This is a genomic window from Escherichia sp. WS1451, assembly GCF_046487365.1.
GTDB classification, from domain to species: domain Bacteria; phylum Pseudomonadota; class Gammaproteobacteria; order Enterobacterales; family Enterobacteriaceae; genus Escherichia; species Escherichia coli.
The window spans coordinates 1-23,049 of record NZ_JBJQJP010000009.1; the positions used below are offsets into that span (position 1 = coordinate 1).

Below are 23,049 nucleotides of genomic sequence, written 5' to 3' on the forward strand. Positions count from 1 at the left end.
GCCAATCTTGAGCGCGCGTAAACCAGCTTCTCCGCGCTCTTCATAAACCTTCAGCCACCTGGCTACAGAACCACTACCAGCAAGCATAAAGTGAGCAGCAGCCTGATTAAGAGACATGTGCTGCTCGATCACAGCTTTCACGACCTTAATACGCAACTCAGGATCAGCACTAACACCTTTAGGTTTGGGAATTAAACCTTTTTCTCCATGTTTTTCATAGAGGGCAACCCATGTCCTGACCTGGGTTCGGGGGACACCAAAACGTGCCGAGATGATCCTGTAACCATCATCAGTAGTGAAGTAGTGATTCACGACTTCAAGGCGCTTTTCAAAAGGGTATTTTGGCTTTGACATATCAGGGGCTATTCCATTTCATCGTCCAACAAAATGGGTGCAGTACACACTTTGATTTATATTCAGGTGGGGCTTTTCTCTGTCTGCCTTTCGGTGAATACCTGAGACAAACAGTCTCAAGCACCCGTGGCTATTCTAGCTTAATAAGTTCTTTTCTTCTCCTTGATATAATCCTAAAAAAATCTCATAAAATTAATATATGAGACAATCTTTATTCAGCAGAAGATTATTAAAGGTTGCTCTATTATTTAGCGATAAAAAAGCCTGCCAGATGGCAGGCTTTTTAATAACGACGTTATTACTGCAACAGCGAAATATCCGCAACTCGCAGGAATAATTCGCGCAGTTTCTCCAGCATGGTAAGACGGTTGATTCGCAATTCTTTGTCATCAACCATGACCATCACTTTATCGAAGAAGGCATCAACCGGTTCACGCAGCTCAGCCAGTTCGACCAGCGCATCCTGGTAACGCCCTTCAGCAAAGTACGGCTCTAGCTTGTCACGTAGCACCACAACCTGCATCGCCAGTTTAATTTCTTCCGGCTCTTTCAGAGTAGAGGCATTCACGCGGTCGCTCAGCACTTCGTCAGATTTCGCCAGAATGTTAGATACACGCTTGTTCGCCGCCGCCAGTGCTGCAGCTGCATCCAGGGTACGGAAGTGCGATACCGCTTTCATTCGGGCATCGAAATCAGCCGGACGAGTCGGACGACGCGCCAGTACCGCCTGGATGGTGTCAACGGTGTAACCTTCGTCCTGATACCAGGCGCGGAAGCGACCGAGCATAAAGTCGATAACATCATCAACCACGTTGGCATTAGTCAGCTTATCGCCATACAGACGCACTGCTTCTTCGGTCAGGGTTTGCAGGTCAAGATTGAGGTTCTTCTCAACGATAATACGCAGCACGCCAAGTGCGGCACGACGCAGCGCAAACGGGTCTTTGTCGCCTTTCGGATGCTGGCCGATACCGAAGATACCCGCCAGAGTATCCATCTTGTCAGCAATCGCCAGCGCACAGGCTACCGGGTTAGACGGCAGGTCATCACCGGCAAAGCGCGGCTGATACTGCTCGTTCAGCGCCACGGCAACATCTTCCGCTTCGCCATCGTGACGCGCGTAGTGCATCCCCATAACGCCCTGGGTGTCGGTGAACTCGAAGACCATGTTGGTCATCAGGTCGCACTTGGACAGCAGGCCCGCACGGGTTGCGTGGTTAACGTCAGCGCCAATCTGTTCAGCAATCCAGCCAGCCAGCGCCTGGATGCGGTCAGTTTTGTCGCGCAGTGTACCCAGCTGTTGCTGGAACAACACGGTTTGCAGGCGCGGCAGGTTATCTTCCAGACGTTTTTTACGGTCGGTGTTGAAGAAGAACTCGGCATCCGCCAGACGTGGACGAACGACTTTCTCGTTACCAGAGATAATTTGCTGCGGATCTTTCGATTCGATATTGGCAACGAAGATAAAGTTCGGCAGCAGTTTGCCGTCGTTCGCATACACCGGGAAGTATTTCTGGTCACCTTTCATGGTGTAAACCAGCGCTTCAGACGGCACCGCGAGGAATTTCTCTTCGAATTTTGCGGTCAGCACAACCGGCCATTCCACCAGCGAAGCGACTTCTTCCAACAGGCTTTCGCTTAAGTCAGCGTTACCGCCAATCTTACGCGCCGCTTCTTCGGCATCGGCTTTAATCTTCGCCTTACGTTCTTCGTAATCGGCGATGACTTTCCCGCGCTCACGCAGAATTTCCGGATACTGATCAGCATTGTCGATAGTGAACTCCGGCTCGCCCATAAAGCGGTGGCCGCGAATCACGCGATCGGACTGAATGCCCAGAATGGTTGCCGGAATGACTTTGTCGCCCAGCAGCAGGGTCACGGTGTGCACCGGACGCACGAAGTGCACGTCGCTTGCACCCCAACGCATCAGTTTCGGGATCGGCAGTTTCGCCAGCGAAGTCGCAACCATATTCGGCAACAGTGCTTCAGTGCTTTCGCCCTTCACGTGGGCGCGATACAGCAGCCATTCGCCTTTATCGGTAGTCAGACGCTCAGCCTGGTCAACGGTAATACCGCAACCACGCGCCCAGCCTTCTGCCGCTTTGCTCGGTTTGCCTTCAGCATCGAACGCCTGGGCAATCGCCGGGCCGCGTTTTTCGATTTCACGATCCGGTTGCGCTTCCGCCAGGTTAGCTACTTTCAGCGCCAGACGACGCGGAGCAGCAAACCATTGAACGGTGCCGTGTGCGAGGCCAGCGTTATCCAGCTCCGCAGTAAAGTTCGCAGCAAAGGACTCAGCCAGGCTGCGCAGTGCTTTTGGTGGCAGCTCTTCAGTGCCGATTTCCACCAGAAAAGTTTTCTCAGACATAGCCGCCTCTTACTTATCTTTGTTGCACATCGGGAAGCCGAGGGCTTCACGGGAAGCGTAGTATGCTTCTGCCACTGCTTTGGTCAGGGTGCGAATGCGTAGAATATAGCGCTGACGCTCAGTGACGGAGATGGCTTTACGCGCATCCAGCAGGTTGAAGCTGTGGGCGGCTTTCAGAATACGCTCGTAGGCTGGCAACGGCAGCGGATTTTCCAGCGCCAGCAGCTGCTGCGCTTCTTTCTCGTATTGCTCGAAGCAGGTGAACAGGAAGTCCACATCCGCGTATTCGAAGTTGTAAGTGGACTGCTCCACTTCGTTCTGATGGAACACGTCGCCGTAGGTGGTTTTACCCAGCGGACCGTCGCTCCAGACCAGGTCGTAAACGCTGTCTACGCCCTGAATGTACATGGCCAGACGTTCCAGACCGTAGGTGATCTCGCCGGTAACCGGTTTACACTCCAGACCACCAACCTGCTGGAAGTAAGTGAACTGCGTCACTTCCATGCCGTTCAGCCACACTTCCCAGCCCAGCCCCCAGGCACCCAAAGTCGGGTTTTCCCAGTTATCTTCCACGAAACGGATATCGTGGATAGTCGGGTCCATGCCCAGCTCTTTCAGAGAACCAAGGTACAGCTCCTGAATATTGTCCGGCGATGGCTTAATGACCACCTGGAACTGATAGTAGTGCTGTAAACGGTTGGGGTTTTCGCCGTAGCGACCATCGGTCGGGCGACGAGAAGGCTGAACATAAGCAGCCGCCATCGGTTCTGGCCCCAGCGCGCGCAGACAGGTCATTGGGTGAGAGGTTCCCGCGCCGACTTCCATGTCCAATGGTTGAACAATGGTGCAGCCCTGGCGAGCCCAGTAATCCTGTAAGGTCAGGATCAAGCCCTGGAAGGTCCTGGTATCAAACTTTTGCATATTATTTCGTGCTGGATACGTGTGGATTTAAAGGAAGGGATCAGTATACCCGCTGGATGGAAGATATACAGTACGAAACGGGAAAAAGCAGGGCTTAACGCATGGAAAGATGCAAAAAATGGCCATCTGCGTCAAAAGAACAGACAAACTGCTCTTTACGGAAGGTATAACCGCGCATTTCGTAGCTCCCCTGAAACTGTTCAAATGCGGTGACGTCGATTTTTTGCGCACCTGTATTATAGCGTTTTGCCGCCTGATCTTTGCATAGCCCTTCCATATTCAACGAACGCAGAGGATCAACCTTTACCCGTTGTGCTTTCTGCACGGGTGGCGGTGTAGAACAACCCACTAGCGCCATAAGCACCATAAGCGCCATTGCCGGAAAGAAAGAGTTCATCATCATTAAATTACCGTCTGGTTTGCAGGTGAGTCTTATTATTTATATCGGTATAGTGGCTGATATCTTACGAATTTCCTTAAGCCTCTATAAGCTGTAGTGATAAAACTCAGATTATTCCAGTGCGCCAACCGAATGATTTATCGGTCAGACTTTTTTTAACCAGATACAGAGACACAGATGCAGCCCAAAATTTACTGGATTGATAACCTGCGAGGGATAGCGTGTTTAATGGTGGTGATGATTCACACCACTACCTGGTATGTGACCAATGCTCATAGTGTTAGCCCCGTCACATGGGATATCGCCAATGTTCTGAATTCTGCCTCTCGTGTCAGCGTGCCGCTATTTTTCATGATTTCCGGCTATCTCTTTTTTGGCGAACGCAGCGCCCAGTCGCGCCATTTCTTGCGTATCGGCTTATGTCTGCTTTTTTATAGCGCAATCGCACTGCTCTACATTGCGCTGTTTACCTCCATCAATATGGAGTTAGCGCTGAAAAACCTGCTGCAAAAGCCAGTGTTTTACCACTTGTGGTTTTTCTTCGCGATTGCGGTGATTTATCTGGTTTCACCGCTGATTCAGGTGAAGAACGTCGGCGGAAAAATGTTGCTGGTGCTAATGGTGGTGATTGGCATTATCGCTAACCCAAACACAGTGCCGCAGAAAATTGACGGTTTTGAATGGCTGCCAATTAACTTATATATCAATGGCGATACTTTTTACTACATCCTGTATGGCATGTTGGGCCGCGCTATAGGGATGATGGACACACAGCATAAAGCACTGTCGTGGGTGTGCGCCGCACTGTTTGCGATGGGGGTATTTATTATCTCTCGCGGGACATTATATGAATTGCAGTGGCGCGGAAATTTTGCCGATACCTGGTATCTTTACTGTGGGCCGATGGTTTTTATCTGCGCAATCACGCTATTGACTCTGGTTAAAAACACGCTGGATACACACACTGTTCCCGGGCTTGGGCTGATATCACGCCATTCTTTAGGTATATACGGGTTCCATGCATTGATTATCCATGCGCTGCGTACCCGGGGGATTGAGCTTAAAAACTGGCCAATACTCGATATTATTTGGATCTTTTGCGCGACGTTGGCAGCGAGTTTGTTACTTTCTATGCTGGTACAACGAATCGACAGAAACAGACTAGTGAGTTAAATAAAAGCCCGGTCACATTGGACTGACCGGGCTTATGTGAATTATTCGCTGTATTCTTCCTGGGTAACCTGTGTTTCTTTTGGTGGGTTTATTCCGGCATCACGAATATTCTTCTGCACCGCTACTGCACCAAACAAGCTTAAGAAGAAAGCCAGTCCATAAAAACCTTTCTCGCTGAGTAATAACGTCGCATTCCACAGACCTACCATCAGTAACGCAACAGAGATAATAAAGACAGTCAGGCAGGTCATATAATAAATGGAGGTGGTCGGTATGCCTTCATACTTGTCCCGAACGGTCTTTTGATAAGACGCCGCAGAAAACAGTCCTAATACCAGTACGGCAAAATAATATCCTTTTTCATTTAACTGCATCTCTGCATTCCATAGCCCTAACAGATAGGTAACGATACCACCAACGAGAGCTATCCATGACACAATACTAAATGCCGGTGAATAGGTTGATATTTTGTTGTCCATCACAGTATTCCTTTCATTCCTGAATGTGTAAGAGGTTTATGTTGCTCATGCCGAGCGAAACAAACGCATTTGACCAAACAAGCAGACAAAAAAGGCGATGGGATAAATCACCATTTCATAAGCATTGATAGGTGCGTTTAAAACACCGATAAACAAGAGACCGATAGTGATTAACGCCAGCAACTGGCAGACGCGGATAAAAAAATCATCCAGTTGCCCGAGTTTTTCTGCGCGGAGATATGCATAATTGCCAAAAGTTGCTGTCATTAACACGCCAAGAAAATAGCCTTTGCCACTTAACAATGGGCATGAGATCCATAGCCCAACCAGATAAACCAGCGCCCCGACAACAAATAATAGTTTTGCCACAGTCTTTGAGGTTTTCATAACGATCTCCATATCTACCAGCGATACATTACGAGTAACCAACGAAAGACAAAACTGAAAAATGCCATTAACAAATGATTTTCAGAATAAATTCATACTAAATATTAATTAATTACTGAGATATATAGATGTGAATTATCCCCCACCCGGTCAGGCAGGGGATAACGTTTACGCCATTAATGGCAGAAGTTGCTGATAGAGGCGACGGAACGTTTCTCGTCGTGGCTGATAAGCGGCATAACGCTGCGCATCTGGTAGATGCGACTGTTCTAACGGTAGCTGCGGCAACAACTCAATGAGCGATTTCTCTGGATTCGCCGCAATCTGCGCCAGCCTTGCTGCGCCCAGTGCTGGCCCCACATCCCCCCCCGTACGGTAATCGAGCTGCTGACCGCTGATATCCGCCAGCATCTGACGCCAGTACTCACTACGAGCCCCGCCACCAATCAGCGTAACACTTTGCGGTTTAATGCCGCAGGCATGTACGACATCCATGCCATCTGCCAGCGCATAACCCACGCCTTCCAGCACTGCTCGCGCCAGTTCATTAGCACCATGTTGATGGGTCAAACCAAAGAAAACCCCCTTCGCCTGGGGATTGTTGTGTGGCGTACGTTCACCGGAAAGATAAGGCAGAAACCAGACAGGCTCGGTACTTTCATCAGCCTGTTGAGCAGCCGCGATTAAAGCTGGAACATTGCTCAGACCGGTTAATTTTGCGGCCCAATCCAGGCAAGAAGCCGCACTCAGCATCACAGACATTAAATGCCAACGCTGCGGGAGCGCATGGCAAAAGCTGTGTACGGCGCTTTCTGGCTTGCTTAAGAATCCTTCGCTGACAGCAAAATAGACCCCCGACGTCCCCAGCGATAACATTGCCTGATTAGCATCAACCATTCCCACACCAACCGCACCAGCTGCATTATCGCCACCGCCTGCGACAACTGGCACCGTCGCCATACCCCACGCTTTCGCAACTTCAGGTAACAAAGCACCAGTAATTTCGCTGCCTTCGTATAATGCGGGCATCTGGTCACGAGATAAGTGGCAAGCCTGCAGCATGACGTCACTCCAGTCACGCTTTGCGACATCCAGCCACATAGTGCCAGCTGCGTCAGACATATCGCTGGCAAACTCCCCCGTCATACGCAGACGCAAGTAATCTTTCGGTAATAATACTTTATCGATTTGACGGAATATCTCCGGCTCATGCCGATGAACCCATAGCAATTTAGGCGCAGTAAATCCGGGCATCATCAGGTTGCCGGTAATCACCCGCGATTGCGGAACTCGCACTTCCAGCAAAGTGCACTCTTGCGCACAGCGCCCGTCGTTCCACAAAATGGCAGGGCGTAACACCCGTTGCTGAGCATCCAGTAAGGTTGCACCGTGCATCTGTCCGGCAATACCTAATGCTTTAACGTCTTGCAGAGAATGCTGAACGCCCAGAGCTTTCATTGCGCGATCAGTTGCCTGCCACCACTGTTCCGGGTCTTGTTCCGACCAGAGTGGATGCGGGCGCGAAACGGTCAGCTTTTCCGTTTGCGCAGCAACCACCTCACCCTGCTCGTTGAGCAAAATAACTTTTACGCCCGAGGTGCCAAGATCTATCCCGATATACATATCGATCGTTCCTTAAAAAAATGCCCGGTATCGCTACTGATAACCGGGCCAACGGACTGCACAGTTAGCCGTTATTTGTCGAACAGATAATGATTTACCAGATTTTCCAGTTGCTCCTGGCGACCACTCTGATGCACCGGAGACAAATTATGTTCCTGAGCATATTTGGCTAAATCTGCCAGTGACATTTGGCCTTTCAGGATTTGCTGGCCTAATTCGCTATTCCAGCCGGAATAACGCTGCGCGATGCGTTTATCCAGCTCGCCATCTTCAATCATGCGCGCTGCAATTTTCAGCGCCAACGCCATCGTATCCATCGCGCCAATATGACCGTAAAACAGATCATATTTATCAGTACTTTGACGACGTACTTTGGCATCGAAGTTCAGACCACCGGTGGTGAAACCGCCTGCTTTGAGAATTTCATACATCACCAGCGCATTCTCTTCCACACTGTTCGGGAACTGGTCGGTGTCCCAGCCCAGTTGCGCATCGCCACGGTTGGCGTCGACAGAACCGAACAGGCCAAGCGCAATGGCGGTGGCTATTTCATGATGGAAAGAGTGACCTGCCAGCGTCGCGTGGTTAGCTTCAATATTCAGTTTAATCTCTTTTTCCAGACCAAACTGTTTCAGGAAGCCATAGACCGTCGCAGCATCGTAATCATATTGATGTTTGGTCGGTTCTTGCGGTTTCGGTTCGATAAGCAACGTGCCCTGGAAACCGATTTTATGTTTATGCTCAACCACCATCTGCATAAAGCGGCCCAGCTGTTCACGCTCCTGGCGCAAGTCGGTATTTAACAGCGTTTCGTAACCTTCACGACCACCCCACAGGACATAGTTTTCACCGCCCAATTTATGGGTTGCTTCCATCGCTGTAACAACTTGCGTTGCCGCCCAACTGAAGACTTCAGGATCTGGGTTCGTCGCCGCACCCGCGCCATAGCGAGGGTTTGTAAAGCAGTTAGCAGTTCCCCACAGCAGCTTCACGCCGCTCTCTTCTTGCTTGCCTGCCAGGACATCAACCATTTGCGCAAAATTATTGATGTACTCTTTTAACGACGCGCCCTCAGGGGAAACATCTACATCGTGGAAGCAATAAAATGGCACATGTAACTTGTGGAAAAACTCAAATGCGACATCTGCTTTACGCTTCGCCAACGCCAGTGCCTCACCAGGCTGCTGCCACGGACGATTAAACGCCCCCACACCAAACATATCCGCCCCGTTCCAGCAGAAGGTGTGCCAGTAGCAGGCGGCAAAACGCAAATGCTCTTCCATACGCTTGCCCAACACCAGTTCGTCGGGATTGTAGTGACGGAATGCTAACGGGTTTGAGGATTTTGAGCCTTCATAACGAACGCGATCGAGCTGGTCAAAATAGGCTTGCATATTGAACTCCATAATCAGGTAATGCCGCGGGTGATGGATGATGTCGTAATATTGGGCACTCCCTTTCAGTTGCTCAATTATGTTATTTCACACTGCTATTGAGATAATTCACAAGTGTGCGCTCGCTCGCAAAATAAAATGGAATGATGAAACTGGGTAATTCCTCGAAGAGAAAAATGCAATAAGTACAATTTCGCAACAAAAGTAAGATCTCTGTCATAAATCAAGAAATAAACCAAAAATCGTAATCGAAAGATAAAAATCTGTAATTGTTTTCCCCTGTTTAGTTGCTAAAAATTGGTTACGTTTATCGCGGTGATTGTTACTTATTAAAGCTGTCCTCTAACTACAGAAGGCCCTACACCATGAAAATAAAGAACATTCTACTCACCCTTTGCACCTCACTTCTGCTTACCAACGTTGCGGCTCACGCCAAAGAAGTCAAAATAGGTATGGCGATTGATGATCTCCGTCTTGAACGCTGGCAAAAAGATCGAGATATTTTTGTGAAAAAGGCAGAATCTCTCGGCGCGAAAGTATTTGTACAGTCTGCAAATGGCAATGAAGAAACACAAATGTCGCAGATTGAAAACATGATTAACCGGGGCGTCGATGTTCTTGTCATTATTCCGTATAACGGTCAGGTATTAAGTAACGTTGTAAAAGAAGCCAAACAAGAAGGTATTAAAGTATTAGCTTACGACCGTATGATTAACGATGCGGATATCGATTTTTATATTTCTTTCGATAACGAAAAAGTCGGTGAACTGCAGGCAAAAGCCCTGGTCGATATTGTTCCGCAAGGTAATTACTTCCTGATGGGCGGCTCGCCGGTAGATAACAACGCTAAGCTGTTCCGCGCCGGGCAAATGAAAGTATTAAAACCTTATGTTGATTCCGTAAAAATTAAAGTCGTTGGTGACCAATGGGTTGATGGCTGGTTACCGGAAAACGCATTGAAAATTATGGAAAACGCGCTAACCGCCAATAATAACAAAATTGATGCTGTAGTTGCCTCAAACGATGCCACCGCAGGTGGGGCAATTCAGGCATTAAGCGCGCAAGGTTTATCAGGGAAAGTAGCAATTTCCGGCCAGGATGCGGATCTCGCAGGTATTAAACGTATTGCTGCCGGTACGCAAACTATGACGGTGTATAAACCTATTACATTGTTGGCAAATACTGCCGCAGAAATTGCCGTTGAGTTGGGCAATGGTCAGGAGCCAAAAGCGGATACCACACTGAATAATGGCCTGAAAGATGTTCCCTCCCGCCTGCTGACACCGATCGATGTGAATAAAAACAACATCAAAGATACGGTAGTTAAAGACGGATTCCACAAAGAGAGCGAGCTGTAAGCGTTACGCCCCGGCGCGGAGCGGGGGCGTGATTTCTCTCCATGCCGCGTGAATGAATTGGCTTAGGTGGAGTCGTTATGCCTTATCTACTTGAAATGAAAAATATTACCAAAACCTTCGGCAGTGTGAAGGCGATTGATAACGTCAGCTTGCGGTTGAATGCTGGCGAAATCGTCTCACTCTGTGGGGAAAATGGGTCAGGTAAATCAACGCTGATGAAAGTGCTGTGTGGTATTTATCCCCATGGTTCCTACGAAGGCGAAATTATTTTTGCGGGAGAAGAGATTCAGGCGAGTCACATCCGCGATACCGAACGCAAAGGTATCGCCATTATTCACCAGGAATTGGCGCTGGTGAAAGAACTGACCGTGCTGGAAAATATCTTCCTGGGTAACGAAATAACCCATAATGGCATTATGGATTATGACCTGATGACGCTACGCTGTCAGAAGCTGCTCGCACAGGTCAGTTTATCCATTTCACCTGATACCCGCGTTGGCGATTTAGGACTTGGGCAACAACAACTGGTTGAAATTGCCAAGGCACTTAATAAACAGGTGCGTTTGTTAATTCTCGATGAGCCGACAGCCTCATTAACTGAGCAGGAAACGTCGGTTTTACTGGATATTATTCGCGATCTACAACAGCACGGTATCGCCTGTATTTATATTTCGCACAAACTCAACGAAGTCAAAGCGATTTCCGATACGATTTGCGTTATTCGCGACGGTCAGCACATTGGCACGCGTGATGCTGCTGGAATGAGTGAAGACGATATTATCACCATGATGGTCGGGCGAGAGTTAACCGCGCTTTACCCTAATGAACCACATACCACCGGAGATGAAATATTACGTATTGAACATCTGACGGCATGGCATCCGGTTAATCGTCATATTAAACGAGTTAATGATGTCTCGTTTTCCCTGAAACGTGGCGAAATACTGGGTATTGCCGGACTCGTTGGTGCCGGACGTACCGAGACCATTCAGTGCCTGTTTGGCGTGTGGCCCGGACAATGGGAAGGAAAAATTTATATTGATGGCAAACAGGTAGATATTCGTAACTGTCAGCAAGCCATCGCCCAGGGGATTGCGATGGTACCCGAAGACAGAAAGCGCGACGGCATCGTTCCGGTAATGGCGGTTGGTAAAAATATTACCCTCGCCGCACTCAATAAATTTACCGGCGGTATTAGCCTGCTTGATGACGCGGCAGAGCAAAAATATATTCTGGAATCAATCCAGCAACTCAAAGTTAAAACGTCGTCCCCCGACCTTGCTATTGGACGTTTGAGCGGCGGCAATCAGCAAAAAGCGATCCTCGCTCGCTGTCTGTTACTCAACCCGCGCATTCTCATTCTTGATGAACCTACCAGGGGTATCGATATTGGCGCGAAATACGAGATCTACAAATTAATTAACCAACTCGTCCAGCAGGGTATTGCCGTTATTGTCATCTCTTCCGAATTACCTGAAGTGCTCGGCCTTAGCGATCGTGTACTGGTGATGCATGAAGGGAAACTAAAAGCCAACCTGATAAATCATAACCTGACTCAGGAGCAGGTGATGGAAGCCGCATTGAGGAGCGAACATCATGTCGAAAAGCAATCCGTCTGAAGTGAAATTAGCCGTACCGACATCCGGTGGCTTTTCCGGGCTGAAATCACTGAATTTGCAGGTCTTCGTGATGATTGCAGCTATCATCGCAATCATGCTGTTCTTTACCTGGACCACCGATGGTGCCTACTTAAGCGCCCGTAACGTCTCCAACCTGTTACGCCAAACCGCGATTACCGGCATCCTCGCGGTAGGAATGGTGTTCGTCATAATTTCTGCTGAAATCGACCTTTCCGTCGGCTCAATGATGGGGCTGTTAGGTGGCGTCGCGGCGATTTGTGACGTCTGGTTAGGCTGGCCTTTGCCACTGACCATCATTGTGACTTTGGTTCTGGGACTGCTTCTCGGTGCCTGGAACGGATGGTGGGTCGCGTACCGTAAAGTCCCTTCATTTATTGTCACCCTCGCGGGCATGTTGGCATTTCGCGGCATACTCATTGGCATCACCAACGGCACGACTGTATCCCCCACCAGCGCCGCGATGTCACAAATTGGGCAAAGCTATCTACCTGCCAGCACCGGCTTCATCATTGGCGCGCTTGGCTTAATGGCTTTTGTTGGCTGGCAATGGCGCGGAAGAATGCGCCGTCAGGCTTTGGGTTTGCAGTCTCCGGCCTCTACCGCAGTAGTCGGTCGCCAGGCTTTAACCGCTATCATCGTATTAGGCGCAATCTGGCTGTTGAATGATTACCGTGGCGTTCCCACTCCTGTTCTGCTGCTGACGTTGCTGTTACTCGGCGGAATGTTTATGGCAACGCGGACGGCATTTGGACGACGCATTTATGCCATCGGCGGCAATCTGGAAGCAGCACGGCTCTCCGGGATTAACGTTGAACGCACCAAACTTGCCGTGTTCGCTATTAACGGATTAATGGTAGCCATCGCCGGATTAATCCTCAGTTCTCGACTTGGCGCTGGTTCACCTTCTGCGGGAAATATCGCCGAACTGGACGCAATTGCCGCATGTGTGATTGGCGGCACCAGTCTGGCAGGCGGCGTCGGGAGCGTGGCCGGAGCGGTTATGGGGGCATTCATCATGGCTTCACTGGATAACGGCATGAGTATGATGGATGTACCGACCTTCTGGCAGTATATCGTTAAAGGTGCGATTCTGTTGCTGGCAGTATGGATGGACTCCGCAACCAAACGCCGTTCTTGATTTTGATAAAAATTTTCTCAAAGCCGGTAACGTATTACCGGTTTTGAGTTTTTGCATGATTCAGCAGGAAAAGAACCATGTTTACTAAACGTCACCGCATCACATTACTGTTCAATGCCAATAAAGCCTATGACCGGCAGGTAGTAGAAGGCGTAGGGGAATATTTACAGGCGTCACAATCGGAATGGGATATTTTCATTGAAGAAGATTTCCGCGCCCGCATTGATAAAATCAAGGACTGGTTAGGAGATGGCGTCATTGCCGACTTCGACGACAAACAAATCGAGCAAGCGCTAGCTGATGTCGACGTCCCCATTGTTGGGGTTGGTGGCTCGTATCACCTTGCCGAAAGTTACCCACCCGTTCATTACATTGCCACCGATAACTATGCGCTGGTTGAAAGCGCATTTTTGCATTTAAAAGAGAAAGGCGTTAACCGCTTTGCTTTTTATGGTCTTCCGGAATCAAGCGGTAAACGTTGGGCCACTGAACGCGAATATGCATTTCGTCAGCTTGTCGCCGAAGAAAAGTATCGCGGAGTGGTTTATCAGGGATTAGAAACCGCGCCAGAGAACTGGCAACACGCGCAAAATCGGCTGGCAGACTGGCTACAAACGCTGCCACCGCAAACCGGGATTATTGCCGTTACTGACGCCCGGGCGCGGCATATTCTGCAAGTATGTGAACATCTACACATTCCCGTACCGGAAAAATTATGCGTGATTGGCATCGATAACGAAGAACTGACCCGCTATCTGTCGCGTGTCGCCCTTTCTTCGGTCGCTCAGGGCGCGCGGCAAATGGGCTATCAGGCGGCAAAACTGTTGCATCGATTATTAGATAAAGAAGAAATGCCGCTACAGCGGATTTTGGTCCCACCAGTTCGCGTCATTGAACGGCGCTCAACAGATTACCGCTCGCTGACCGATCCCGCCGTTATTCAGGCCATGCATTACATTCGTAATCACGCCTGTAAAGGGATTAAAGTGGATCAGGTACTGGATGCGGTGGGCATATCACGCTCCAATCTTGAGAAGCGTTTTAAAGAAGAGGTGGGTGAAACCATCCATGCCATGATTCATGCCGAGAAGCTGGAGAAAGCGCGCAGTCTGCTGATTTCAACCACCTTGTCGATCAATGAGATATCGCAAATGTGCGGTTATCCATCGCTGCAATATTTCTACTCTGTTTTTAAAAAAGCATATGACACGACGCCAAAAGAGTATCGCGATGTAAATAGCGAGGTCATGTTGTAGCGATGATGAGAATTGTCGGCGTCACATCAGGTAACTCAGTACAATCACCTGATGCGAGCAAAAGCCTTATCCGACCGACAAGTCGGATAAGGCTCGAGGAAATGCAATTACATATGTGCCGCGATTAACCGTTGGTTATCCTGGTACATTGCGAACAGGTAGTTGTTATAACTCTTCCCTTTGGTCGAGTAGCCCTTCAGCTTGTGAATCATCGCTGTGGCAGTCACTTCCTGATCCGCTTTACGCAGCTGTGCACGCGATTTACGGAACGAAGAGTAAGCCGGATGCGTATTCAGGTTAGTAACATAGGCGCTCACCGATTCTTTGACAGAACTAAACTGTGAGTACCCTTTCACTTTACCCGGCGCATTGGTACAACGTCCTTTCATGCATTTCATGCCGAACAGGTTGTTGTTGTTGCGCGCCAGCTTCGACGTTCCCCAACCGCTTTCTGCTGCAGCCATCGTCGCCACCATACTGGTAGGGATAATGTCTACGCGTTCAAGCAAAGTATTCCACGGGATTTTTCGCGTATTACCAGACCACTTCACCTTGTAGCGTTTGGCGATGTCTTTCAGACGCGCACGCTCAGCAGGTGACCATTGGCCCTGATACTGTTTTGAAATCAGCCAGTTACGTTCCGCAGTAATGGCCGCATTTTGGCTGGTAATGTAAGGCATTACGGTCCGGAGAAACGCCTTTTTCCTTGGTGTTCCGGAAGGGTATTTTCGCAAATCAGGAAGTGAACTACTCTTTGCACTATTGCGAGAATACTCTTGTTTACTGCTTACCTGTTTATTACTAGCTTTAGTTAAGTGGGACTTTTGACTCGCTGTTGTTGTGTGCGTCTTCGCTAACACCTCACTCGAAAACACCAGAGTGAGTAACATAAGAATCATCGCCCCATATCGTCGTATGGGAGTCAAAATCATCAGGTCTCCTGGTCGGATTTAATCATTCCAACACCTTATATTTTTCACAAATTTGAGAGTTGAATCCCAAATCATATCAAAAATAGCTGTCAAGAGCACCCCAAGGAATAGTCCAAATCTGAAACTATGTCACGAGTTAACGATTCAGATTGGCGCTAAATCGCAGAAAATGTGGGGTTTATCGCAAAATTCAGCCGTTTTTTGCGCGCGATCGCTCACCCTTGCTTCTCATCCTGTGGACTTACCGCTCAGGGATGAGTTTTGTCTGGCTTATCGCTGGCAAACTGTCTGAAATCGCAGCAATAAGGACTCATCCGCCATGAAACTCGCCGCCTGTTTTCTGACACTCCTTCCTGGCTTCGCCGTTGCCGCCAGCTGGACTTCTCCGGGGTTTCCCGCCTTTAGCGAACAGGGGACGGGAACATTTGTCAGCCACGCACAGTTGCCCAAAGGTACGCGTCCACTAACGCTAAATTTTGACCAACAGTGCTGGCAGCCTGCGGATGCGATAAAACTCAATCAGATGCTTTCCCTGCAACCTTGTAGCAACACGCCGCCTCAATGGCGATTGTTCAGGGACGGCGAATATACGCTGCAACTAGACACCCGCTCCGGTACACCAACATTGATGATTTCCATCCAGAACGCCGTCGAACCGGTAGCAAGCCTGGTCCGTGAATGCCCGAAATGGGATGGATTACCGCTCACACTGGATGTCAGCGCCACTTTTCCGGAGGGAGCCGCAGTCCGGGATTATTACAGCCAGCAAATTGCGATAGTGAAGAACGGTCAAATAACGTTACAACCCGCTGCCACCAGCAACGGTTTACTCCTGCTGGAACGGGCAGAAACTGACGCCTCTGCCCCTTTCGACTGGCATAACGCCACGGTTTACTTTGTGCTGACAGATCGTTTCGAAAACGGCGATCCCAGTAATGACCAGAGTTACGGACGTCATAAAGACGGTATGGCAGAAATTGGCACTTTTCACGGCGGCGATTTACGCGGCCTGACCAACAAACTGGATTACCTCCAGCAGCTGGGCGTCAATGCTTTATGGATAAGTGCCCCATTTGAGCAAATTCACGGCTGGGTCGGCGGCGGTACAAAAGGCGATTTCCCGCATTATGCCTACCACGGTTATTACACACAGGACTGGACGAATCTTGATGCCAATATGGGCCGCGAAGCCGATCTACGGACGCTGGTTGATAGCGCGCATCAGCGCGGTATTCGTATTCTCTTTGATGTCGTGATGAACCACACCGGTTATGCCACACTGGCGGATATGCAGGAGTTTCAGTTTGGCGCGTTATATCTTTCTGGTGACGAAGTGAAAAAAACGTTGGGTGAACGCTGGAGCGACTGGAAACCTGCCGCCGGGCAAACCTGGCATAGCTTTAACGATTACATTAATTTCAGCGACAAAACAGGCTGGGATAAATGGTGGGGAAAAAACTGGATCAGAACCGATATCGGCGATTACGACAATCCTGGATTCGACGATCTCACTATGTCGCTGGCCTTTTTGCCGGATATCAAAACCGAATCAACTACCGCTTCTGGTCTGCCGGTGTTCTATAAAAACAAAACGGATACCCACGCTAAAGTCATCGACGGCTTTACCCCTCGCGATTACTTAACCCACTGGTTAAGTCAGTGGGTTCGCGACTATGGGATTGATGGTTTTCGGGTCGACACCGCCAAACATGTTGAGTTGCCCGCCTGGCAGCAACTGAAAACCGAAGCCAGCGCCGCGCTTCGCGAATGGAAAAAAGCTAACTCCGACAAAGCATTAGATGACAAACCTTTCTGGATGACCGGTGAAGCCTGGGGCCACGGCGTGATGCAAAGTGACTACTATCGCCACGGCTTCGATGCGATGATCAATTTCGATTATCAGGAGCAGGCGGCGAAAGCAGTCGATTGTTTTGCGCAGATGGATACGACCTGGCAGCAAATGGCGGAGAAATTGCAGGATTTCAACGTGTTGAGCTACCTCTCATCGCATGATACCCGCCTGTTCCGCGAAGGTGGTAATAAAGCAGCAGAGTTATTGTTATTAGCGCCAGGCGCGGTACAAATCTTTTATGGTGATGAATCCTCGCGTCCGTTCGGCCCCACCGGTTCGGATCCGCTGCAAGGTACGCGTTCGGATATGAACTGGCAGGATGTTAGCGGTAAATCTGCCGCCAGCGTCGCGCACTGGCAGAAAATCAGCCAGTTCCGCGCCCGCCATCCCGCAATTGGCGCGGGCAAACAAACGACACTTTCGCTGAAGCAGGGCTACGGCTTTGTTCGTGAGCATGGCGACGATAAAGTGCTGGTCATCTGGGCTGGGCAACAGTGACTTTTCCGGCTTCCCGTTCGTCAGTACCTCGGGAAGCCGCCAACCAGGATAAAATGTCAGTTCTAATCAGCGTTGCAGGATAAAGCACCGCTCCCTCTTCAACAGAGCGATTTGCACCCCAGCAAATGTAGCGTTATTGTTACCTTCCTTGCTACAGAGTTCGACAGATATCCCGCTATGACATTCTCCCTTTTTGGTGACAAATTTACCCGCCACTCCGGCATTACGCTGCTGATGGAAGATCTGAACGACGGTTTACGCACGCCCGGCGCGATTATGCTCGGCGGCGGTAATCCGGCGCAGATCCCAGAAATGCAGGACTACTTCCAGACGCTACTGACCGACATGCTGGAAAGTGGCAAAGCGACTGATGCACTGTGCAATTACGACGGTCCACAGGGGAAAACGGAGCTACTCACACTGCTTGCCGGAATGCTACGCGAGAAGTTGGGTTGGGATATCGAACCACAGAATATTGCACTAACAAACGGCAGCCAGAGCGCGTTTTTCTACTTATTTAATCTGTTTGCCGGACGCCGTGCCGATGGTCGGGTCAAAAAAGTGCTGTTCCCGCTGGCACCTGAATATATTGGCTACGCTGACGCCGGACTGGAAGAAGATCTGTTTGTCTCTGCGCGTCCGAATATTGAACTGCTGCCGGAAGGCCAGTTTAAATACCACGTCGATTTTGAGCATCTGCATATTGGCGAAGAAACCGGGATGATTTGCGTCTCCCGGCCGACGAATCCAACAGGCAATGTGATTACTGACGAAGAGTTGCTGAAGCTTGACGCGCTGGCGAATCAACACGGCATTCCTCTGGTGATTGATAACGCTTATGGCGTCCCGTTCCCGGGTATCATCTTCAGCGAAGCGCGCCCGCTGTGGAATCCGAATATTGTACTGTGCATGAGTCTTTCCAAGCTGGGACTACCGGGTTCGCGCTGCGGCATTATCATCGCCAATGAAAAAATCATCACCGCCATCACCAATATGAACGGCATTATCAGCCTGGCACCTGGCGGTATTGGTCCGGCGATGATGAGTGAAATGATTAAGCGTAACGATCTGCTGCGCCTGTCTGAAACAGTCATCAAACCGTTTTACTACCAGCGTGTTCAGGAAACTATCGCCATCATTCGCCGCTATTTACCGGAAGATCGCTGCCTGATTCATAAACCGGAAGGAGCCATTTTCCTCTGGCTATGGTTTAAGGATTTGCCAATTACGACCGAGCAGCTCTACCAGCGCCTGAAAGCACGGGGCGTGCTGATGGTGCCGGGGCACAACTTCTTCCCAGGGCTGGATAAACCGTGGCCACATACACATCAATGTATGCGTATGAACTACGTGCCGGAGCCGGATAAAATTGAAGCGGGGGTGAAGATTCTGGCGGAAGAGATTGAACGCGCCTGGGCTGAAAGTCATTAAAAATTGCCTGATGCGCTACGCTTATCAGGCCTACATCATTTCTGCAATATATTGAATTTGGAATAATTTGTAGGCCGGATAAGGCGTTTAAGCCGCATCCGGCATAAACAAAGCGCACTACTCCTGCGTTAAAAAACGCCGGAAAAACGTTTCAAACAGACTGCTGTCGTAGCCGATGCCGCTGCACTTTCTCGACATCCATGCACTGCAACGCCTTTGTCGGGCAGGCTTCAACACAGGCCGGTCCCGTCGCCCGATGCCAGCACAGATCGCACTTAATCGCCCTCGCCTTTTTGCGCGAAGAAACGACCTCCATCGCACCAAACGGGCAAGCCAGCATACAGCTTTTACAGCCAATGCAACGTGATTGTTCAACGAAAATATGCCCATGTTCGCGGCTTATCGCGTCAACAGGGCAAACATTCGCGCATGGTGCATCTTCGCACTGATGACAGGCTACTGCCGTGGTCCAGCTGTGGTCTTTAATGACACGAATACGGGAAATAAACTCGTCTGGTGACAACGCAGCGCAATCCTGATTCTCCTGATGCGACACTGCGCAAGCCACTTCACAGGTACGGCAACCGATACATTTCGTCGCATCCGCAATAATAAACCGGTTCATGATCACTCCTTTGCACTAAAACAGCAGAGTGCCAGAGAGCGCGTCTCTACTGCTTTGATCCAACGAAGGAAATGTTAAAGTTTTGGCACTTGTCCAGAGCGTTATGTGATCGCGCCCTGGTCGTCCCTGACAGTAAATCCCAGTTCATTAGAAATAGCCTGCGCGGTTTCACGCAGTGGTTTCAGGAGATTTTTCTCCCCCACCTGTTTCAGACGTGATGTCGAAAGAGAAATCGACACGGCGTACGGCACCCGCCCATGAATATCAAACACCGGAACAGCAATACAGGAGACGCCGAGTTCGTTTTCTTCTCTGTCCATCGCCGCTCCGCTTTCACGAATGTGCGCCAGTTCGTCGAACATCGCGGGCAGCTCGGTAATGGTATTGCGGGTTAACGGCTGGATCTCATGCTGATGGCTTTCCCAGTATGACTTCACGTAGTCCGGGTGACCAAACGCCATGTAGATCTTGCCCATTGCGGAACAGTAGAGCGGCATATGCTGGCCAATATAGGCACGGGTTCGCAGCATCCCGGTTGTGGGTTCCAGCTTATAAATCAAAATAGCGTGATCGTCTTCGCGGCTGGAGAAGTTAATAGTTTCACCAGTGGCGATGTTCAGTGCCTCAAGATGCGGAGCGGCGATATGAATGATATTCAGCGAAGATAGCGCCTTCTGCCCGACGGCAATAAATTTGGTGGTCAGGCGATAACTCCCTGCGGCGGGCGCGGTGGTCACATAGCCGCAGGATTGTAATCCCTGCAATAAGCGATGGACGGTACTCTTATTTAAACCAGCCAGTTCCGAAAGATGCGCCAACGGACAACCGTTTGGATAGTTGCTCAAAATCTCAATCAGCATCAACCCGCGAAACAGACTCTGGCTTCCGGCTGGACGCTCTTTTTCCTGCGCCATCTCGTTCTCTTTTTTTCCCATCACTTCTTTCCCCATTTTGTCGCGTCCTGATGGTAGCGCAAAGTGTGTCGTAGTTCACGATCTCGACAGATAATTTATAACCACTTGATTTTTAAGTTTTTTGAAATTCATCAATGAGATTGCTTTGTTAAAAAGCGATCGATATATTTGAAATCAGATTTCGCATATTGAAATTTTAAGCCAAAAAAGCGATCAAAAAAACAAGGAAGCCTGGGATGAAAGTGACATTTGAGCAGTTAAAAGCAGCCTTTAATCGGGTCTTAATTTCACGCGGCGTTGACAGCGAAACGGCTGACGCCTGTGCAGAGATGTTCGCCCGCACCACCGAATCCGGCGTTTATTCTCACGGCGTTAACCGTTTCCCTCGTTTCATTCAACAACTGGAAAACGGCGATATCATTCCTGATGCCCAACCCAAACGTATAACCAGCCTCGGCGCAATTGAACAGTGGGACGCCCAGCGTTCGATCGGTAACCTGACAGCGAAAAAGATGATGGATCGCGCCATTGAACTGGCTGCCGATCACGGTATTGGTCTGGTGGCACTACGTAATGCCAACCACTGGATGCGCGGCGGCAGCTACGGCTGGCAGGCGGCGGAAAAAGGCTATATTGGCATTTGCTGGACCAACTCCATCGCCGTAATGCCGCCGTGGGGCGCAAAAGAGTGTCGCATCGGCACCAACCCGCTGATCGTCGCCATTCCTTCTACCCCAATCACCATGGTCGATATGTCGATGTCGATGTTCTCTTACGGCATGTTAGAAGTTAACCGTCTGGCAGGCCGTCAGCTCCCGGTCGATGGTGGCTTTGATGATGAGGGCAATTTGACCAAAGAACCTGGCGTTATCGAGAAGAATCGCCGCATTTTGCCGATGGGCTACTGGAAAGGTTCTGGCATGTCGATTGTGCTGGATATGATCGCCACTCTCCTTTCCGACGGCGCATCGGTTGCCGAAGTCACCCAGGACAACAGCGACGAATACGGCGTTTCGCAAATCTTTATCGCCATCGAAGTGGATAAATTGATCGACGGCCCCACCCGCGATGCCAAGCTGCAACGCATCATGGATTACGTTACTACCGCTGAACGCGCTGACGAAAACCAGGCCATCCGCTTACCCGGCCACGAATTTACTACCCTGCTGGCCGAAAACCGCCGTAACGGCATCACCGTTGATGACAGCGTGTGGGCCAAAATCCAGGCGTTATGAGGAGATAAGTCATGATTTTTGGACATATCGCGCAGCCTGACCCGTGCCGTTTGCCTGCCGCCATTGAAAAGGCGCTCGATTTTCTGCGCGCTACCGATTTCAACGCCCTGGAGCCGGGTGTTGTCGAAATCGACGGCAAGAATATTTATGCGCAAATTATCGATTTAACCACACGCGAAGCGGCGGAAAACCGTCCGGAAGTGCATCGTCGGTATATCGATATTCAGTTTCTGGCGTGGGGTGAAGAGAAAATCGGCATTGCTATTGATACGGGAAATAATAAAGTCAGCGAATCACTATTAGAGCAGCGCGATATTATTTTTTATCACGATAGTGAACATGAATCATTTATAGAAATGATACCGGGCAGCTACGCTATTTTCTTCCCGCAGGATGTTCATCGACCAGGTTGTATTCTGCAAACAGCCTCTGAGATACGAAAAATTGTGGTTAAAGTCGCATTAACAGCGCTGAATTAATCGAATAATCGTCTACGCCAGAACGCCCGGGTAATGTTATTGCTCTAACTATATTAATAATTTAGGTTGCTGCACATGCAACTTGAATTATGACAGACATAGCCTCAAGGAATAGCTATGAAAAAAATACTTGAAGCAATACTGGCGATTAATCTCGCCGTACTTTCCTGTATTGTGTTTATAAACATTATTTTAAGATATGGTTTTCAGACAAGCATTTTATCTGTAGATGAATTGTCACGTTATTTATTTGTCTGGTTAACATTTATTGGCGCGATTGTGGCTTTTATGGATAACGCCCACGTTCAGGTCACCTTTCTGGTGGAGAAACTCTCCCCCGCATGGCAGCGACGAGTCGCTCTGGTTACCCATTCCTTAATCTTATTTATTTGTGGCGCACTGGCCTGGGGCGCAACGCTAAAAACAATTCAGGACTGGAGCGATTATTCACCGATCCTCGGTTTGCCCATCGGCCTGATGTATGCCGCTTGTCTGCCCACCAGCCTCGTTATCGCATTCTTTGAACTGCGTCATTTATATCAACTCATCACGCGTAGCAATTCTCTAACGTCACCACCGCAAGGAGCTTAAT

The 23,049-nt window shown here is 49.5% G+C and carries 21 protein-coding genes; 10 read left to right on the plus strand and 11 right to left on the minus strand.

Annotated features, from left to right (window positions below):
- The 4 genes from ACJHX7_RS13035 to ACJHX7_RS13050 all read right to left on the minus strand — a co-directional run.
- Positions 1-354 (minus strand): IS3 family transposase (locus tag ACJHX7_RS13035; RefSeq protein ID WP_024173476.1); only part of this gene is annotated, 354 nt, incomplete at its 3' end.
- A 298-nt stretch (positions 355-652) separates the two neighbouring features.
- Complete coding sequence (glyS, locus tag ACJHX7_RS13040; RefSeq protein ID WP_001291786.1) at positions 653-2,722, minus strand: glycine--tRNA ligase subunit beta; 2,070 nt, start codon at positions 2,720-2,722, stop codon at positions 653-655.
- Positions 2,723-2,731: 9 nt separating this feature from the next.
- Entirely contained in the window at positions 2,732-3,643 is a 912-nt protein-coding gene (glyQ, locus tag ACJHX7_RS13045; protein WP_001168544.1) for a glycine--tRNA ligase subunit alpha, read from the minus strand.
- Between the two features lie 94 nt (positions 3,644-3,737).
- Positions 3,738-4,046 carry a YsaB family lipoprotein gene (locus ACJHX7_RS13050; RefSeq protein WP_000980158.1) on the minus strand — a complete coding sequence of 103 codons (309 nt, stop codon included), beginning with the start codon at positions 4,044-4,046 and terminating at the stop codon, positions 3,738-3,740.
- Between the two features lie 174 nt (positions 4,047-4,220).
- Here ACJHX7_RS13050 and wecH point away from each other — a divergent pair, with 174 nt between their 5' ends.
- Entirely contained in the window at positions 4,221-5,216 is a 996-nt protein-coding gene (gene wecH, locus ACJHX7_RS13055) for an O-acetyltransferase WecH (RefSeq protein ID WP_094030409.1), read from the plus strand.
- Positions 5,217-5,257: 41 nt separating this feature from the next.
- Here wecH and yiaA read toward each other — a convergent pair whose 3' ends face one another.
- The 4 genes from yiaA to xylA form a co-directional block, all read right to left on the minus strand.
- The gene (gene yiaA / locus ACJHX7_RS13060; protein WP_001296808.1) at positions 5,258-5,695 is read right to left on the minus strand and encodes an inner membrane protein YiaA; all 438 of its coding nucleotides are present in this window, start codon (positions 5,693-5,695) and stop codon (positions 5,258-5,260) included.
- Positions 5,696-5,740: 45 nt separating this feature from the next.
- Positions 5,741-6,082, minus strand: a complete 342-nt coding sequence (yiaB, locus tag ACJHX7_RS13065; RefSeq protein ID WP_012311650.1) for an inner membrane protein YiaB — start codon at positions 6,080-6,082, stop codon at positions 5,741-5,743.
- A gap of 168 nt (positions 6,083-6,250) precedes the next feature.
- On the minus strand, positions 6,251-7,705 hold the full coding sequence (xylB, locus tag ACJHX7_RS13070; RefSeq protein WP_094030408.1) for a xylulokinase: 1,455 nt from the start codon (positions 7,703-7,705) through the stop codon (positions 6,251-6,253).
- A 71-nt stretch (positions 7,706-7,776) separates the two neighbouring features.
- Positions 7,777-9,099, minus strand: a complete 1,323-nt coding sequence (gene xylA, locus ACJHX7_RS13075; protein WP_001149592.1) for a xylose isomerase — start codon at positions 9,097-9,099, stop codon at positions 7,777-7,779.
- A gap of 365 nt (positions 9,100-9,464) precedes the next feature.
- Here xylA and xylF point away from each other — a divergent pair, with 365 nt between their 5' ends.
- The 4 genes from xylF to xylR all read left to right on the plus strand — a co-directional run bounded on the left by xylF (position 9,465) and on the right by xylR (position 14,491).
- Positions 9,465-10,457, plus strand: a complete 993-nt coding sequence (gene xylF / locus ACJHX7_RS13080) for a D-xylose ABC transporter substrate-binding protein (protein ID WP_094029434.1) — start codon at positions 9,465-9,467, stop codon at positions 10,455-10,457.
- A 77-nt stretch (positions 10,458-10,534) separates the two neighbouring features.
- Entirely contained in the window at positions 10,535-12,076 is a 1,542-nt protein-coding gene (gene xylG / locus ACJHX7_RS13085) for a D-xylose ABC transporter ATP-binding protein (protein WP_094030407.1), read from the plus strand.
- Complete coding sequence (gene xylH / locus ACJHX7_RS13090; RefSeq protein ID WP_000045978.1) at positions 12,054-13,235, plus strand: xylose ABC transporter permease XylH; 1,182 nt, start codon at positions 12,054-12,056, stop codon at positions 13,233-13,235. Before xylG ends, xylH begins: the two co-directional genes overlap by 23 nt.
- Positions 13,236-13,312: 77 nt before the next feature.
- A complete protein-coding gene (xylR, locus tag ACJHX7_RS13095) occupies positions 13,313-14,491 on the plus strand; it encodes a D-xylose utilization transcriptional activator XylR (protein ID WP_000494484.1) in 1,179 nt (392 codons plus the stop codon).
- A gap of 107 nt (positions 14,492-14,598) precedes the next feature.
- Here xylR and ACJHX7_RS13100 read toward each other — a convergent pair whose 3' ends face one another.
- Positions 14,599-15,423 carry a protein bax gene (locus tag ACJHX7_RS13100; protein WP_001297957.1) on the minus strand — a complete coding sequence of 275 codons (825 nt, stop codon included), beginning with the start codon at positions 15,421-15,423 and terminating at the stop codon, positions 14,599-14,601.
- A gap of 319 nt (positions 15,424-15,742) precedes the next feature.
- Here ACJHX7_RS13100 and malS point away from each other — a divergent pair, with 319 nt between their 5' ends.
- Both malS and avtA read left to right on the plus strand, forming a co-directional pair.
- Entirely contained in the window at positions 15,743-17,773 is a 2,031-nt protein-coding gene (gene malS, locus ACJHX7_RS13105) for an alpha-amylase (protein ID WP_094030406.1), read from the plus strand.
- Between the two features lie 177 nt (positions 17,774-17,950).
- Positions 17,951-19,204 carry a valine--pyruvate transaminase gene (gene avtA / locus ACJHX7_RS13110; protein ID WP_094030405.1) on the plus strand — a complete coding sequence of 418 codons (1,254 nt, stop codon included), beginning with the start codon at positions 17,951-17,953 and terminating at the stop codon, positions 19,202-19,204.
- A 151-nt stretch (positions 19,205-19,355) separates the two neighbouring features.
- Here avtA and ACJHX7_RS13115 read toward each other — a convergent pair whose 3' ends face one another.
- Positions 19,356-19,829, minus strand: a complete 474-nt coding sequence (locus ACJHX7_RS13115) for a 4Fe-4S binding protein (protein WP_012311961.1) — start codon at positions 19,827-19,829, stop codon at positions 19,356-19,358.
- Positions 19,830-19,930: 101 nt separating this feature from the next.
- The gene (yiaJ, locus tag ACJHX7_RS13120) at positions 19,931-20,779 is read right to left on the minus strand and encodes an IclR family transcriptional regulator YiaJ (RefSeq protein WP_000514241.1); all 849 of its coding nucleotides are present in this window, start codon (positions 20,777-20,779) and stop codon (positions 19,931-19,933) included.
- A 200-nt stretch (positions 20,780-20,979) separates the two neighbouring features.
- Here yiaJ and yiaK point away from each other — a divergent pair, with 200 nt between their 5' ends.
- The 3 genes from yiaK to yiaM all read left to right on the plus strand — a co-directional run bounded on the left by yiaK (position 20,980) and on the right by yiaM (position 23,048).
- Entirely contained in the window at positions 20,980-21,978 is a 999-nt protein-coding gene (gene yiaK, locus ACJHX7_RS13125) for a 3-dehydro-L-gulonate 2-dehydrogenase (RefSeq protein ID WP_000869042.1), read from the plus strand.
- A gap of 11 nt (positions 21,979-21,989) precedes the next feature.
- On the plus strand, positions 21,990-22,457 hold the full coding sequence (locus ACJHX7_RS13130) for a YhcH/YjgK/YiaL family protein (RefSeq protein ID WP_094030404.1): 468 nt from the start codon (positions 21,990-21,992) through the stop codon (positions 22,455-22,457).
- Positions 22,458-22,574: 117 nt separating this feature from the next.
- Positions 22,575-23,048, plus strand: a complete 474-nt coding sequence (gene yiaM, locus ACJHX7_RS13135; protein WP_000721664.1) for a 2,3-diketo-L-gulonate TRAP transporter small permease YiaM — start codon at positions 22,575-22,577, stop codon at positions 23,046-23,048.
- Position 23,049 lies beyond the last annotated feature (1 nt).